A 14,780-nucleotide genomic window follows, 5' to 3' on the forward strand; every position below is an offset into this window, starting at 1 on the left:
TTCTTGATTTGTGATTTTTACTATAATTCATTTGTTAAGAATGTTATCTGGTTTTCTTCTAAATTTTTATAAGATGTGCTGTCAAATGAAAAATAAATTACTTGTGTTTTTTTACTGATTTCTTTCAGTAACTGGTACATCCTGGCTCTTCTATTTCTGTCCAGATTGACGAATCCGTCATCTATTAGAAGCGGCATTCGAATAGTATCTTGTATATTTGCTATAAACGCTAAACGTAACGCAACGTATAGCGGTTCGGCCGTCCCCCTAGATAATTCTTCTGCTTTTAAATAATTACCGTCTTGTGTTAGAACCCATACGGTTTCGTTATTAATAACAATTTTTTTATAAGCATCATTTGTCAGGTAGGTGAAATACCGTTCAGCATCCTTTATGGTTTCTGGAAAACGGTCTTTTCTTGCATATTTTAATGTTCTTTCGATCATATAAGAAGCCAGACGTTTTGAAATCCATTTATTCACTAATTCTTGCAGAAGACTTTTTTCATTCTCAAATTCTTGTAGTAAAGCTGTATACTCTCCCCCCTCTTCTAGTTTTTTTATATTTATTTCTAATTTAATTTTTTGTTCTGTTTGCATTTTAATTTTTTCTTTGATTTTGTTAATTTCTTCTTGCAACTGCACTCTATTATTTTCTATTTCTTCCTTTGAAAATGCAAAGTTTTCTACTGATTCTGCCGGAATTTGCTCTTTAAGGATCTTTAATCTTTCTTCCTTCTCATTCTTTTGCTTCAATATACCATATAAATGCCTGAAAACGTCCTCTGAATCTGCTCCAGCTTCTTGTAACAAGTTTTGCTTTTTAACGAGGTATTCTTTTTCGGTTTCAAATAACTGATTCAGTGCCCTTCTTACTTCTTGGCTTTCGATTACATATTCTTGTAAGTGATTTTTTTCTTCTTTTACCTTGCTATAATAATTTTTAAATCGATTTACTTTTTGCTCTGGAGTATCATCTTCAGAAAATAAATTTCCCATTTTTTTAAATGGCTCCATTTTTAAAAGAATATCCTTTTCTAATTCAAGAGCAGCTTTACGTAATCTTCGCAGTTCATTTCCCTGTTCTCTCAATACGATCATTTTGTCTTCATGTTTTAAAGCATCTATTAATTCAATAGACGTATTTATGTGTTTATATTTTTTGAAATTTATCCATTGCTCCAATATATTATTTTCTCTATGATATAAGATATCTCTTTCCTTTTGATTAGACCGTTTTTCTTCTTCAAGTTTATCAATATTAAAAAGATATTGTCGCCATTGCCTACGCATTTCTTTCTGTTCTATATACTCTTCATATGTTGAAAAGTCTTGATTTTTTTTCTGGTTTCTATTTTTCTTAAGTAAGGAACTAATTAGACTTCCAACTATAATAAATACGAATCCAAAACTGGCCCAAGGCATAAATAAGTTTAACATAGCCGTAACTAATACTCCTATTATAGAAGCACTTATAAAAATGATTTCTAAAGTTGTAGTCGGCTTATTTTGTTGATTATTTTTTATTTCATCATGATACTCTTCTTCTTTTCGGAATTTTTCATTTGACCATAGTGTTTTTTCAAGCTGGTCAATATTTTCTTCTAAAGATTCTTTTTTATATTCTACTTGGAACTGTGCTTCTTTTAATGTTGTTAACATTTGCTTTACTTCATTATATTCAACTCGCCATTGGTCCACTTGATTCCGTTCAGCAACTGATAGAGCTACTGATAGTTCTTCATTGCTTTCTAATCCCTCTTGTACTTTATTCTTAATAATATTTTGCTGTAATCGATCTGCTTCTTTATCAATAAACATTTTTTCTCTAATCATGTCGCTAATAGATTCTAATTGGATAGCTAAAAAATCTATATTTTTTTCATTCTCTTGATACATTATCAATTCTTTAGAAGGTTCATATTCTTTTTGGAACTCTTTCAATGTGCCTTGAAGTTTCAGAATTTCTTTTCTTATTTCTTCAATCTGTTTATTTAAATGATTTAACTCATATAGACCATTTTCTGATAGACCAGACGTGTTTAATTGCTCAATATCTTTTTCCAGCTGACTTATCTCTAAAATGCTTTCCCAATTCTGTTCTACTTGACGAAGACTCTCTATTTGTTTTTGAAAAGTACGCTTATCGATCTCACTCTTATCTATTTCTCTTGAAATATTTTCCACTTTTTGTAGTAAATCTAAATACTGAGTATTTTTACTTTTAGCCTCTTCCATAGAAGCTTTCTTAGCTTCTATTTTTTTTAGAGCCTGGTTTATCTCAGGAATACGCCCCGTAGGTTTATATAACTGATTAGCTTGTTGTTTGAGTTGATCTGATCGTTTTAAAAACTGTTCAGTCCCTAATGCCCCTGCACTTAAAAAATATCTGCTCAATTGATCTTTTGTCATTTCTTCTACTTGCTCAATACCTTTCAAGTGAAAAGAAAAAACGGACTGATATAAATTGCGGTCAATGCCATAAATAATCTTATGTAAAAGATCATCAGACCCTGTTGATCCATCTGCCAACAAAACTTTGACATCTCCCGTCGACTTACCTTGCACTCTTTCAATACTAACTATTCCAAATCTTTCATCATCAATGATGAGTTTTCCACCATAACGACTACTATCTTTTGGTTCGTATCTTAATAAAGCACTATGACGAGTAGGAAATCCAAATAAGATACTATGAATAAAGGACATTAAAGTTGATTTCCCAGCTTCATTTTCCCCATAAATCACATGGTATTCTGGAGAAAAATCAAAAGTTTTGTCTATCCATTTTCCATAACCATAGATCGTTAAGGTTTTAATCCTCACTGTTCTCTACCCCTTTAGTATCTGAAATCATCTGTAATTCTAAAATTGCTCTTTTTATCATTTCTTCCCTATAAAACTCCGATCTTTCCTGCATCATATATGCAGATTTAGATTGCTCAAAAAAGTCTGCCGTTAATTCATTGAAAACTTTGTCATTTGATACTTCAGTGAGTACTTTTTCCCAAGCGTCTGGAAATAAAGTGTTCATATCTAGTCCTTTTTCTTGATCAGCTATTGGTGTGACTTTATACTCTGTTATCCAAAGGAATTCTTTATCATTTAACCGTTGATGAATTTCGACAAACTGATTTTGATTTATCTTTTTAAGAAAAGATTCTGTGCTATCTTTAGAAACCAAAATTTCTAGAGAAACCAGGTAACTATATATGTCATTTATTATAGGTAAAGACGCTTGAATCAAATTATAATAAGCATCTACAGTTCTTATTTTTGTAGCATCTATATTAATTTTCTTCCATATGATAGGTGCGCTAGGAATAAATTGTATTTCTGGTGAAGCATGCGTGTTCAATTCAACTAACAAGAATCCTTTTTCTTCTGTTTCTTTCTTATTTCTGCCCTGTAGATTTCCTGGATAATAGGCAGGTGGGAAATCAGAAACTTTCTCCCTTAAGTGAATATGACCTAATGCCCAGTAATCATATTTTTTCTTTCTTAACTCACTAACTGTAAAAGGTGCGTAATGAGCATGTTCACTTTTTTTGCCTTCTTGATATCCATGCAGCAACCCTATGTGAAAATCCACTTGGTTATATCTTGTAGGATACTTATTGATCATTCTTTCTGTTATCCAGCGTTTATCATAACTGAACCCAGATAAAGCAATCACTTTACCTTCCTTAGTTACTAGGTTTACTGTTTCAACAGATGTGTTAAATATTGTAACGTTTGCTGGCAAAGAGATATGAAGCGTTTCATCTCCAGCAAAATCATGATTTCCATGAATAATATAGACCGGTATATTCTGTTTTTCAAGTCTCTCCATTTCTCGCTTAAATTGAACCTGAGCTTTTACACTTCTATCCTCTAAATCATAAATATCACCAGAAAATAAAACAAAATCTACTTGATTATGTATAGACGAATAAACCAAATTTGATAGTGACTGGAACGTAGATTGCTGAATAGATTTCATAATCTCTTCAGGTATATTCTTAAGACCTGAAAATGGACTATCTAAATGTAAATCTGCCGCATGTATAAATCTAACCATTCTTTTTCTCCCATCTCCAAACCTTGGGTACGTATGTTCTTTTTAAAATGAATGAAAAGGACTCACTACTTCAGCAAGTCCTTTTCACGTGTAGCGTTATTTAAAACGTATCTTACTGATATAACTCACGTACTGGTTTTAAAACAACTTGGTTAATATCATCGATCATTTGTCCAACTTGTTTTTCAGCCTCTAACAACCCTGAGATTGTTTCATTCTGACCAATTTTCCCAGAAATTTCTTGTGCATGTTGTGCTTCTTCTTCAGTAATTTCTTGGCCACTCATTTGTTTTTGCTGTAACACTTGTTGAACACTTCTAAATTCTTCAAAAATCTTACTTGCTTCTTCATCTTTTTTTACTGCTGTGAATGCTTCTTGCAGTTTCACAAATTGTTCTGTTTCTCTAATTTCTTTCTCTAATTGATTAGCCGTGTCATAAATATTGACAGACATAGTCTCATCCCTTCATTTAGCTAGTGATTATTCACTAGTTACTTTATGATACTAGTTTATCATGAATCCATATTCCTTACTAGTCTTAATCATTATCCTCTTAATACGCTTATTTCTACTATAAACTGGTTACTGGACAGAATTTTTAAAAAAGTCTATTACCTTATCTGCACCATCTAATAGATAATTCGTTCCTTTACGAATAACTTCTTTGGTCTCTTCAAATCCTTTATTAACTTGGTCTAGTATTTCTTGACCATTATTTGTATCTGTACCTTCCTTCTCAACGTCTTCAACCGCAAATGCTGTTTGATTCGTATATGGCAAAATATGTTCCAATTCTGATTTCATAACCATGCCAACTCCTTTTGAACTATTTTCCTGAAGATAATGTTCATCTGTTGTACGATCAAATCCCATCCAACTAGTTAAAACGATATCTGGCGTCATCCCTACAATCCATTGGTCGGTTGCTCCTGTCCCACTATTAGTCTGTGTAGTTCCAGTTTTTCCAGCAACTTGATACCCGCTAGGTTGATTGTTTTGGGCTGTTCCAGAAGAATAAACATTCAGCAACATTCTATTCATATCTTCTGTTACCTTTTCAGACATGACACGTTTAGTCTTAGGATTGCGATTATCTACTACCACTGCTCCAGTAGCATCTACTATTTTAGATATGAAATGGGGTTCGGTATAGATCCCGTCATTAGCAAATGTCGCATAAGCACTCGCAATTTCTAAAGGTGAAACGCCTTTATCCATTCCTCCCAAAGCAATCGCTCCTAAGTGGTTGTCTTTGTCTGTAACAGATAGACCAAAATCTTTTAATTTCTTAATCCCTTTATTTATACCGATCTCATTTAAAAGCCAAACTGTTGGTGCATTTAAACTATTCGCTAGTGCTTCATACATCGGTACTTCACCAGAATAAGTACCTGATAAATTTTCAGGCTGATAGTTTGTTTCTCCATAAGATGTCAATTCGTCATGTAAGAGCGAATCAATTTTATATCCGCTTTCCAGTGCTGGTACATAAACCCCTAGAGGTTTAATCACAGACCCTGGTTGTCGTTTCATTTGTGTAGCACGGTTATACCCTCTGAAGGTATATTCACCGCGCCCCCCAACTACAGCATTAATTCCCCCGTTTTTTGGATTGATGGCAATCGATGCACTTTGCACAAGCGTTCCATCTGAAGCATTCGGGAAAAGATAATCATTAGCATACGCGGCATCCATTTGCTTCTGATATGCTTGATCTAAATTTGTGTATATTGTATAGCCATTATTCAATAAATCTTCTTCTGGTATGTCATATTGATAAACAGCTTCGTTGATTACAGCATCAAAGTAATATGGATAGCGGTATCCGTCTTCATCAATATACCCGTCTGATACAGCTAAGTCTGTTTGCTGAGTAGCTTCTGATTCTTGCTCTGAAATAGCCTTCGTATCAGCCATCAAACTCAACACAACGTTCCTTCGTTCAATAGCTCTATCATAATGATCAATTGGATTATAATTTGATGGTGCTTTTAACATAGCCGCAATCGTTGCAGCTTCTGAAAGAGTAACTTCAGATGCTGTTTTACCAAAATATTTATGTGAAGCATCTTCAACGCCCCAAACACCATTTCCAAAGTAAGAATTATTCAAATACATTTCAAGTATATCTTCTTTAGAGTAATGTTTTTCAATTTCGATCGCTAGAAACAATTCTCGTAATTTTCTCATAACTGTCTGATCAGAAGATAAGTAAGCATTTTTTGCTAGCTGTTGCGTAATGGTACTGCCACCACCAGTAATGCCTCCGCTTGTTATAAATCCCAATGCTGCACGACCAATTCCAATTAGATCATAGCCTCTATGTCCGTAAAAGCGTTGATCTTCAGTGGATGTAACAGCTTTTTGTATGTCTGATGATATATTTTCCAGTTCAACAAAAGTTCCTTTTTGATCATATAGCGTGCCAGCTTCTTCTCCTTTATTATCGATTATCGTAGTAGTTTGTTCTAATCCAGCACGAAGAGAATCAACATTGGCAGTCTTGGCTAGATAAGCTAAATACACGCTAAAGAACAATGAAATAATCATTACAAATAACAGAATACTTTTTGAAAGATGATACTTTTTCCAAGTACGACGAAATTTTATAAAAAAACGTTTAAGAATAGGCTTCAGCCATATCCAGAATTTATTACTCCATTTTATTAAAAAATATTTGATTTTTTTCATTTTCATTATTTTTCCCTCAATATCTTTGTGAACAAAGAAGTTACTTCATTCCCTCTTTGTAGATAAAAGTACATATATCAAGTTTATTCTGCACTTATAGCTATCGTATCAAAAAATTCCTACAATCTAAATCAGGCTAAGGTATGATTTACTGTTTTGGAGGTGTCCAGTTTTTAGAAATTTCTTTCATTTCGTCTAATATTTGGTCAATTTCGTCTTCATTTCGTGCATTTGCTCCACTAGCTAGTGGATGTCCACCGCCATCATGCTGTTTTGCTATTTCATTAATAATGGGACCTTTAGAACGTAGACGGCATCTATAATGTCTATCCGTTTGTTGGACGAACACGCCCCATGATTTTACTCCCTCAATTGATCCTGGCAAAGAAACAATTCCATTTGTATCTTTATCTTCAATATTCAATTGATTTAACGTTTGCTGAGTAATTATGATATGTCCTACACCTTCATTAGATACAGAAAAATTCTCCAAAACATAACCCATTAGCTTTGCAACTGGGGGCTTAATTACATTCATCCGATTATTTAATGCACTTGCAGAAAAGGAAAATTTCATTAATTCTGCCGCAACTTGCATTGTATAACTAGAGGTTGCTTCATATAAGAAGCGGTTCGTATCTCCTACAATTCCTCCATATAGCAACCTTGCAGCTTCAGTATTCATTTTTAATTCATCAGGGAAAGTCAACCACAGATCAGCAATCATTTCACTACAGCTGCTAGCTTCTGTGTTTACCCATTCGCTTTCGCCATATGAATCATCTAAAGGATGATGATCAATTTTAATCCATTTTTTACCTAAAGCATAATTTTTATCATCAATCCTTTTAACATTGGCTGTATCTGTAACAATGACGAGGGCATTTTCATAGTCTTCTTTTACTGGTGGGTTCATTTCTGCCAGAAATGATAAATCTCCAGTACTTGATCCTGCTGTAAACACCTGTTTCATAGGAAAAGTGTTCTTGATTATTTCAGCTAGTCCACATTGAGATCCAATTGCATCAGGATCGGGTCTTTCATGTCGATGAATAATAATAGTATCCCATTTTTTTATAACCTCTAAAATTTCTTTTTTTATTTCTCTATCTTTTATATTTGCTGGTTGTAAGCTCACAATATTTTCCTCTCGGTTTAATTATTTTCAGTGTTTTTGTAATAGCTGACAGACTACAATTGCTTTTGCAGCTAATCCATTCTCTGAATAAACTTCAATATCCAATCGCGCAGAACGTCTGCTTTTGTCAAAAATTCTTGGTTTTATCGTTAACTGACTGCCAATTTGAATTAAGTTCAAATAATGTAACTGGATTTGCTCAACTACTAAGTTCCTTTTATTTTTTTTCGATAACATCAAATAGGCTGTTTCATTGATAATTTCACTCAATACACCAAAAGATATTGTACCCATACCATTTGTCATCTGCGGCGTTACATTAAATGTGAATTCTTCATCAGAAATCTCTTTAATTAATTGATTGATCTGGTCAGCTATCGTTTCTCCTGTCTGTGGTTGACGCTGTTGCGACTGCATAGCTTTCATAATATCTTGACGAGAAACAATACCTAGCAATTTCATTTCATCTGAAACTACAGGCATAACCTCGAGTCCATCCCAAATCATCGTATGTGAAATACTAGCTACACTCATATGTGTTGTTGTATAGGCTGGTTCTCTTGTCATTACACGCTTAATCAGCATAGAATCTTCTTTACCAATGATGTCTTTAGCTGTAACAATCCCAACTAAGCGATTACTCAATCCAACAACTGGGAAACGAGTGTGCTGACTATTTTGATTAACAATACGATAATCATAAATCGTATCCTCAACTGTTAGGTAATCTGTCTGATCCAATCTGGTATAGATTGAATCAATCAGCATGATCTCCTTTTTAATCAATTGATCAGTCATAGCACGATTAATCATAGATCCCACTGTAAAAGTATCATAAGAAGTCGTCATCACCGGAAGTGCTAATTCATCTGACAATGCTATAATGTCTTGGTCAGCTCTAAACCCTCCAGTTATTAAGACTGCTGCACCATTTTCTAGAGATAGTTTTTGAGCATCTTCTCTGTTTCCAATAATCATAAGAGATTCTTCAGTAATATAACGGAGCATTGCATCTTCTTCCATAGCCCCAATAATAAATTTATTCAAAGTTTTGTTGAGCCCTGATTTTCCTCCCAACAACTCTCCATCAATAATCTTTAGGATTTCTTCAAATGTCAGATTCTCAATATTTGCTTCACTTTTATTTTCGATCCGAATCGTACCAACTCTTTGAATTGTTGTAACTAATCCTATATTCTCAGCTTCCTTAATTGCTCTATAGGCAGTTCCTTCACTTACATTCAATTCTTTTGCAATCAGCCTAACAGATAATTTATCTCCTATAGGAAGTGATTCAATAAATGATAATATCTGCTCATGTTTTGTTGACATCTGAGTTTTCCTTCTTATTCATTTTATTTTGTTTAATCCACAACGGTAAAGGAATATTTTCAAAGAGTAAAGAATCCAGGTTTGTTACAGTAATACCAAGTAATCGAACTCCTTTTGTTAATGATCCTTCTTCTTCAAAAATTCTTAACGCTATAACAAAGAGTTCATCTGCATCTTGTATATAGTTTGGAAAAGTTTTTCGTCTTGTAAATGTACTAAAATCATTATATCTAATTTTTAATACAACTGTTTTTCCATGTTTTTGATTTTTCTTTAATGCAGCAAAAGTAAGATTAGCAATTTGTCGCAAGGATTGCGTAACTTCTTCTTCTGATTTTAGATCATCCAAAAATGTCTTTTCTTTTCCAACCGACTTTCGAATTCTGTCAGATTCTACCAAACTGTCATCAATTCCTCGTACTTTCCTATAAAGAGAATGGCCCATTTTCCCAAAGTGCTCCACAAGCTCCATTTCAGTCTTTTCATAAAGATCTTCACCTTTAAATATTCCTAATTCATGCATCTTTTCAACAGATTTTTTTCCTACGCCATAATATTTCTCAATCGGTAATTGTTTTAAAAAATCTTGAGCATCATCAGGTGGAATCACGGTTATACCAGACGGTTTTTTAAAATCTGAAGCTAATTTTGCAAGAAATTTGTTATAGGAAACCCCGGCTGAACATGTTAAGCGTAATTCTTCGTATATTTCTCTTTGTATCCTTTGAGCAATTAAGGTTGCACTATTTAAATTGATTTTATTTTCTGTAATATCTAAATAGGCTTCGTCTAAAGATAATGGTTGAATTAAGTCAGTGTATCTTTTAAAAATATCTCTAATATCTCGGGAAATTGATCGATACAATTCAAAATTGCCAGAAACGAAAACACCCTGTGGACATAATTCATACGCTTTTTGAGCACTCATTGCAGAATGAATACCATATTTTCGAGCTTCATAGCTAGCAGTAGCAACTACTCCTCTACCTCCGTTTTCTTTTGGGTGTCTTGCTATGATCACAGGCTTTCCTCTAAGAGAAGGGTTTTCTCTAACTTCAACAGAAGCATAGAAAGCATCCATATCAATATGAATGATTTTTCTAGTAACATCTCGTTTAGGTTCTTCAAATGTCAAGATTCCATATTTCAAATAATCCTCTCCTTAACAAAAGAATTTTCTTAACGATTCCATTTATTCCTTATTATAATTTTATCGTTTAATTTATAAGTTTATACTAATTATACTAGAAACAAAATGAAATGACGAACCACTTGTAATAAGAACTGTCCTTTAGCCCATTGGCACATACAAAAGGCCTCCAAAAATTAGAATATTTACTCTAACTTTTGGAGGCCGGCACCGACTAGAAATAGCAATCTATTCGATACCTGTTTTACTTACCTAATATGTCATTCAATTCCATTTCATCAAGTGATGAAACATTATAAACCTGTGCTTCAAGAGAAGCAAAGTTAAAGTAATCATTTATCACAATACCCATGATTGCTTTAACTTCTTCATGGTATCTTTCTGGGCGATGGTGCTTCCACAGAAAAGTATTACAATATTTCCATAAGTCTTCAACAGTAACTTGTTGATAACCATTTTTAAAAAACTCTTCTTGCTTCATTCTCAACCACGTCTCATAATTAGAAAAAGCATGTGTTTGATAACCCAAAAAGATACCCTCCTTTGTTGATTAACTATTTAATTTTTATTCTTCTTCATTGCTTGAACCAGGTGTATTTGTACCTAATTCTTCTGTAGTAGCTCCATTGTTAGAAACCGATTCTGCTTTAGTAACGATACGTGCAATTGCACGACGCTCAAAAGTTAGATAGATTCCTTCACAGTCAAGAACAACCGTTTTGTCATCTACTGAAACTTCATCAATTACTCCGTGAAGGCCACCAATTGTGACAACTGAATCTCCTTTTTGTAATGAGTTCAGCATATTCTGTGCTTCTTTTGCGCGTTTTTGCTGCGGTCTTACCATTAAAAAATAGGCAATCCCTATAATAACAACAAAAGGTATAGCTGTGCTTAATAATCCTGCTAAAGCTTCCATTTTTTTCATTCCTCCGTTTATATCATTTCTATATTCGAGACAACTTAACTAGATTAAATCCAAAATGAGTGAATAATCAAGTATATTGGAAATCTTTCAATAGTTTATCTCATGAGTCGATTAAGTGACTATTCAATGACACTTATTACCTTATCAGATTTTGAAAGCGAATGCTACAAATATTGAAGTGATTCTAAAAGTTTTTTGCATTCGGTTTGTTATATCCATATTCTTCAAAAAATCTTTCTTTAAACTCTAATAAGTTATCTTCTCTAATTGCCTGACGGACTTTTTTCATAAGATCAAGTAAAAAATATAAATTATGATAACTTGTCAAGCGCAGTCCAAACGTTTCATCTGATTTGATTAAATGGCGAATATAAGCTCTAGAGTAGTTTCTACATGTATAGCAGTTACACTTTTCATCCAATGGTCTATAGTCTCTAGCATATTCCGCATTTTTTATAACAACTCTGCCTTTACTTGTCATCGTTGTTCCATTACGCGCGATTCGAGTTGGAAGTACACAATCAAACATATCAACTCCTCTTATCACACCTTCAATTAAAGCATCTGGTGTTCCTACACCCATTAAATATCTCGGTTTATTTTCAGGCAACAAAGGTGTAGTGAAGTCTAGTACTCTATACATTTCTTTTTTTGGTTCTCCTACTGATAATCCACCGATTGAATATCCCGAAAAATCCATACTCACAAGATCTTTAGCAGATTGTTTTCTTAGATCTTCGAAACCAGCGCCTTGTACAATTCCAAACAATCCCTGTTTATTCAGTTTTTCATGTGCATTCAACCCACGTTCGGCCCATCTGGATGTTCTTTCAACAGACTTTTTAACGTAGTCGTAGCTTTCATCGAATGGAGGGCACTCATCAAAGCTCATCATGATATCAGAGCCCAGTTTGTTCTGGATTTGAATCGCTTTTTCCGGAGACAAAAATAATTTGGATCCATCCAGATGACTTCTGAAATGTACGCCTTCTTCTTTGATATCTCTCATATCTGACAATGAGAAGACTTGGAATCCGCCCGAATCAGTCAAAATCCCTCTGTCCCAATTCATGAATTCGTGTAACCCACCAGCTTCATCAACAATATCTTCACCGGGTCGTAACCATAGATGATACGTATTACTTAAAATAATGCCCGCACCCATTTCTTCAAGTTCTTCAGGAGCCATGGTTTTCACACTAGCTAATGTTCCTACTGGCATAAACATTGGTGTTTCAAATGTTCCATGTGGTGTTTCAATTTTACCTAATCTGGCACCCGTATGTTTTTCTTTCTTTTCCAAATGATACTTTACTGGATGATCTATCATTGCAATCCTCAATTTCTATCAATTAATATTTGATTATTTTTTTAAAAACATAGCATCGCCAAAACTAAAGAAGCGATACCGTTCTTTTACTGCATGATTATAAGCTTCTAAAACAAATTCTCTTCCTGCAAATGCACTCACTAGCATAATTAAAGTTGATTTTGGCAGATGGAAATTAGTTAAGAACGCATCAACGACTTTGAAGTTATAGCCTGGCGAAATGAAAATGTCTGTCCAACCACTATCCGCTTTTAGCTTACCATCAAATTTTGTTCCAATTGTCTCAAGGGTCCGGATGGACGTTGTTCCAACAGCAACGATTTTCCCATTATTTTCCCGGGTTTTATTCAACACTTGTGCTGCCTCTTCTGTTAATTGGTAAAACTCTTCGTGCATCTTATGTTCTTCTAGGTTATCTACGTTTACCGGGCGGAATGTCCCCAATCCAACATGCAAAGTTAGAAAGACAATTTGAACTCCTTTACTTTTTAACGCAGTCAATATATCTTCTGTAAAATGAAGTCCCGCAGTAGGGGCTGCTGCAGAGCCATTTTCTTTTGCATATACAGTCTGATAGCGATCAGGGTCATCCAGTCTTTCTTTGATATAAGGAGGTAATGGCATCTCACCTAATGATTCTAATGTTTCCAGAAAAATACCTTGATAGTCAAACTCAATTATTCTACCACCATGATCTAGTTCTTTCCGCACAGTTCCGGTTAACCTACCATCACCAAATTTGATTTTTGATCCTACTTTTACTTTCTTTGCAGGTTTAGCAAGTGTTTCCCATTGATCTCCATCTATATTTTTCAAGAGCAACAATTCGATATGGGCACCCGTTTCTAGTTTTTCTCCGTGAAGTCTTGCAGGAAGCACTCGAGTATTGTTCATAACTAATGCATCCCCAGGATTAAGTTCATCCACAATATTTTCAAATTGTTTATCTTTAACCACTTTTTCATTTTTAGATAAGACCATCATTCTTGAAGAGGATCGATCTTTTAATGGGGTCTGAGCAATCAGTTCTTCTGGAAGGTTAAAATCAAAATCGTCTGTTACTAATGTCACTATTCTCTCTCCTCTTTATCCATAAACATTTATTAATTTATTTCATTTTCATTCAAAGGAATGTTGAAATGCTGATAAGCTTTTGCTGTTGCTACTCTACCTCTAGGAGTACGTTGAATAAATCCTTCTTTCAAAAGAAACGGTTCAACCATATCTTCAATCGTATCCATTTCTTCCCCAATATTTGCAGACAAGGTGTTCAAACCTACAGGTCCGCCATTATAAATTTCAATCATTGTTTTTAGTAGTTTCTGATCGACTATATCTAAACCTTGGTGATCAACGCGTAGTAAATCAAGTGCTTTAGAAGCAATCTGTTCTGTGACGACTCCTTCACCGATAACTTCGGCATAATCACGTACTCTTTTAAGCAAGCGATTCGCGATTCTAGGCGTTCCTCTAGACCTTCTGGCAACTTCAATAGCTCCGGTCTGATCAGTTTTAGTGCGCAACACATCTGAGGTTCTTTCTACAATCTCTTTTAAATCAGATTCAGTGTAATATTCCATATGTGATAATATACCGAAACGATCTCTTAGTGGAGCTGATAAATTTCCTGCTCTAGTCGTAGCACCAATTAATGTAAATGGTGGCAAAGGAAAGTGAACAGGATGAGCGGTTTCTCCCTGACCAATAATAATATCAATAAAATAATCTTCCATGGCCGAATACAGAATTTCTTCAACCACTCTTGGCAGGCGATGAATCTCATCTATAAATAGAATGCCTCCTGGCTCTAAATCGTTCAATAAAGCAACTAAATCTCCTGGTTTTTCAATAGCAGGTCCACTGGTTGTACGAATTGTTGTATTCATTTCATTTGCAATTACCATCGCCATAGTTGTTTTCCCCAGCCCGGGAGGTCCATATAATAGCACATGGTCTAAGGCTTCTTCTCGATTTTTTGCAGCTTCTATATAAATCATCAGTTCATTTTTTATTTTATCCTGTCCAATATACTGATTAAAATATTGAGGTCTTAAAGTTTTTTCCAAAGACCTCTCTGTCTCATCCATGATCTCTTCTGAACTCACTCTATCTTCATTTTCCATTATTTCACCTCCGTTTACCTTTAATACA

At 34.2% G+C, this 14,780-nt stretch carries 12 protein-coding genes; all 12 read right to left on the bottom strand.

Going from position 1 to position 14,780, the window contains the following annotated elements; all coding sequences use genetic code 11:
- Positions 1–20 precede the first annotated feature (20 nt).
- Complete coding sequence (locus BLT22_RS00955; protein ID WP_091759600.1) at positions 21–2,825, bottom strand: ATP-binding protein; 2,805 nt, start codon at positions 2,823–2,825, stop codon at positions 21–23.
- Positions 2,815–4,059: a metallophosphoesterase family protein gene (locus BLT22_RS00960; protein WP_091759603.1), complete on the bottom strand. Its 1,245-nt coding sequence runs from the start codon at positions 4,057–4,059 to the stop codon at positions 2,815–2,817. The genes BLT22_RS00955 and BLT22_RS00960 overlap by 11 nt, the downstream gene beginning before the upstream one ends.
- 112 nt (positions 4,060–4,171) lie before the next feature.
- Positions 4,172–4,513, bottom strand: a complete 342-nt coding sequence (locus BLT22_RS00965) for a YlbF/YmcA family competence regulator (protein WP_087057922.1) — start codon at positions 4,511–4,513, stop codon at positions 4,172–4,174.
- Between the two features lie 129 nt (positions 4,514–4,642).
- Entirely contained in the window at positions 4,643–6,751 is a 2,109-nt protein-coding gene (locus tag BLT22_RS00970) for a PBP1A family penicillin-binding protein (RefSeq protein ID WP_236048727.1), read from the bottom strand.
- Between the two features lie 148 nt (positions 6,752–6,899).
- Positions 6,900–7,889 (bottom strand): DHH family phosphoesterase, encoded by a 990-nt coding sequence (locus tag BLT22_RS00975; protein ID WP_236048724.1) that lies wholly within the window; start codon positions 7,887–7,889, stop codon positions 6,900–6,902.
- Positions 7,890–7,916: 27 nt separating this feature from the next.
- Positions 7,917–9,221, bottom strand: a complete 1,305-nt coding sequence (locus BLT22_RS00980) for a DRTGG domain-containing protein (protein ID WP_091759609.1) — start codon at positions 9,219–9,221, stop codon at positions 7,917–7,919.
- On the bottom strand, positions 9,205–10,371 hold the full coding sequence (dinB, locus tag BLT22_RS00985; RefSeq protein ID WP_176935254.1) for a DNA polymerase IV: 1,167 nt from the start codon (positions 10,369–10,371) through the stop codon (positions 9,205–9,207). Before dinB ends, BLT22_RS00980 begins: the two co-directional genes overlap by 17 nt.
- Before the next feature lie 244 nt (positions 10,372–10,615).
- The gene (locus BLT22_RS00990; protein WP_226910237.1) at positions 10,616–10,900 is read right to left on the bottom strand and encodes a post-transcriptional regulator; all 285 of its coding nucleotides are present in this window, start codon (positions 10,898–10,900) and stop codon (positions 10,616–10,618) included.
- Between the two features lie 36 nt (positions 10,901–10,936).
- Entirely contained in the window at positions 10,937–11,299 is a 363-nt protein-coding gene (gene yajC / locus BLT22_RS00995; protein ID WP_307723884.1) for a preprotein translocase subunit YajC, read from the bottom strand.
- Positions 11,300–11,483: 184 nt separating this feature from the next.
- Entirely contained in the window at positions 11,484–12,629 is a 1,146-nt protein-coding gene (gene tgt, locus BLT22_RS01000) for a tRNA guanosine(34) transglycosylase Tgt (protein ID WP_091759614.1), read from the bottom strand.
- A 33-nt stretch (positions 12,630–12,662) separates the two neighbouring features.
- Positions 12,663–13,700: a tRNA preQ1(34) S-adenosylmethionine ribosyltransferase-isomerase QueA gene (gene queA / locus BLT22_RS01005; RefSeq protein WP_236048723.1), complete on the bottom strand. Its 1,038-nt coding sequence runs from the start codon at positions 13,698–13,700 to the stop codon at positions 12,663–12,665.
- A gap of 32 nt (positions 13,701–13,732) precedes the next feature.
- Complete coding sequence (gene ruvB, locus BLT22_RS01010; protein WP_087057934.1) at positions 13,733–14,752, bottom strand: Holliday junction branch migration DNA helicase RuvB; 1,020 nt, start codon at positions 14,750–14,752, stop codon at positions 13,733–13,735.
- Positions 14,753–14,780 lie beyond the last annotated feature (28 nt).

Source organism: Marinilactibacillus psychrotolerans, from assembly GCF_900101525.1.
Classification (GTDB): Bacteria; Bacillota; Bacilli; order Lactobacillales; family Carnobacteriaceae_A; genus Marinilactibacillus; species Marinilactibacillus psychrotolerans.

Bases quoted from the DNA above. Each gene is read 5' to 3' on its own strand.
- BLT22_RS00980 (WP_091759609.1), bottom strand. From the start codon at position 9,221: ATGTCAACAAAACATGAGCAGATATTATCATTTATTGAATCACTTCCT.
- BLT22_RS00965 (WP_087057922.1), bottom strand. From the start codon at position 4,513: ATGTCTGTCAATATTTATGACACGGCTAATCAATTAGAGAAAGAAATT.
- ruvB (WP_087057934.1), bottom strand. From the start codon at position 14,752: ATGGAAAATGAAGATAGAGTGAGTTCAGAAGAGATCATGGATGAGACA.
- tgt (WP_091759614.1), bottom strand. From the start codon at position 12,629: ATGATAGATCATCCAGTAAAGTATCATTTGGAAAAGAAAGAAAAACAT.
- BLT22_RS00960 (WP_091759603.1), bottom strand. From the start codon at position 4,059: ATGGTTAGATTTATACATGCGGCAGATTTACATTTAGATAGTCCATTT.
- BLT22_RS00970 (WP_236048727.1), bottom strand. From the start codon at position 6,751: ATGAAAAAAATCAAATATTTTTTAATAAAATGGAGTAATAAATTCTGG.
- yajC (WP_307723884.1), bottom strand. From the start codon at position 11,299: ATGAAAAAAATGGAAGCTTTAGCAGGATTATTAAGCACAGCTATACCT.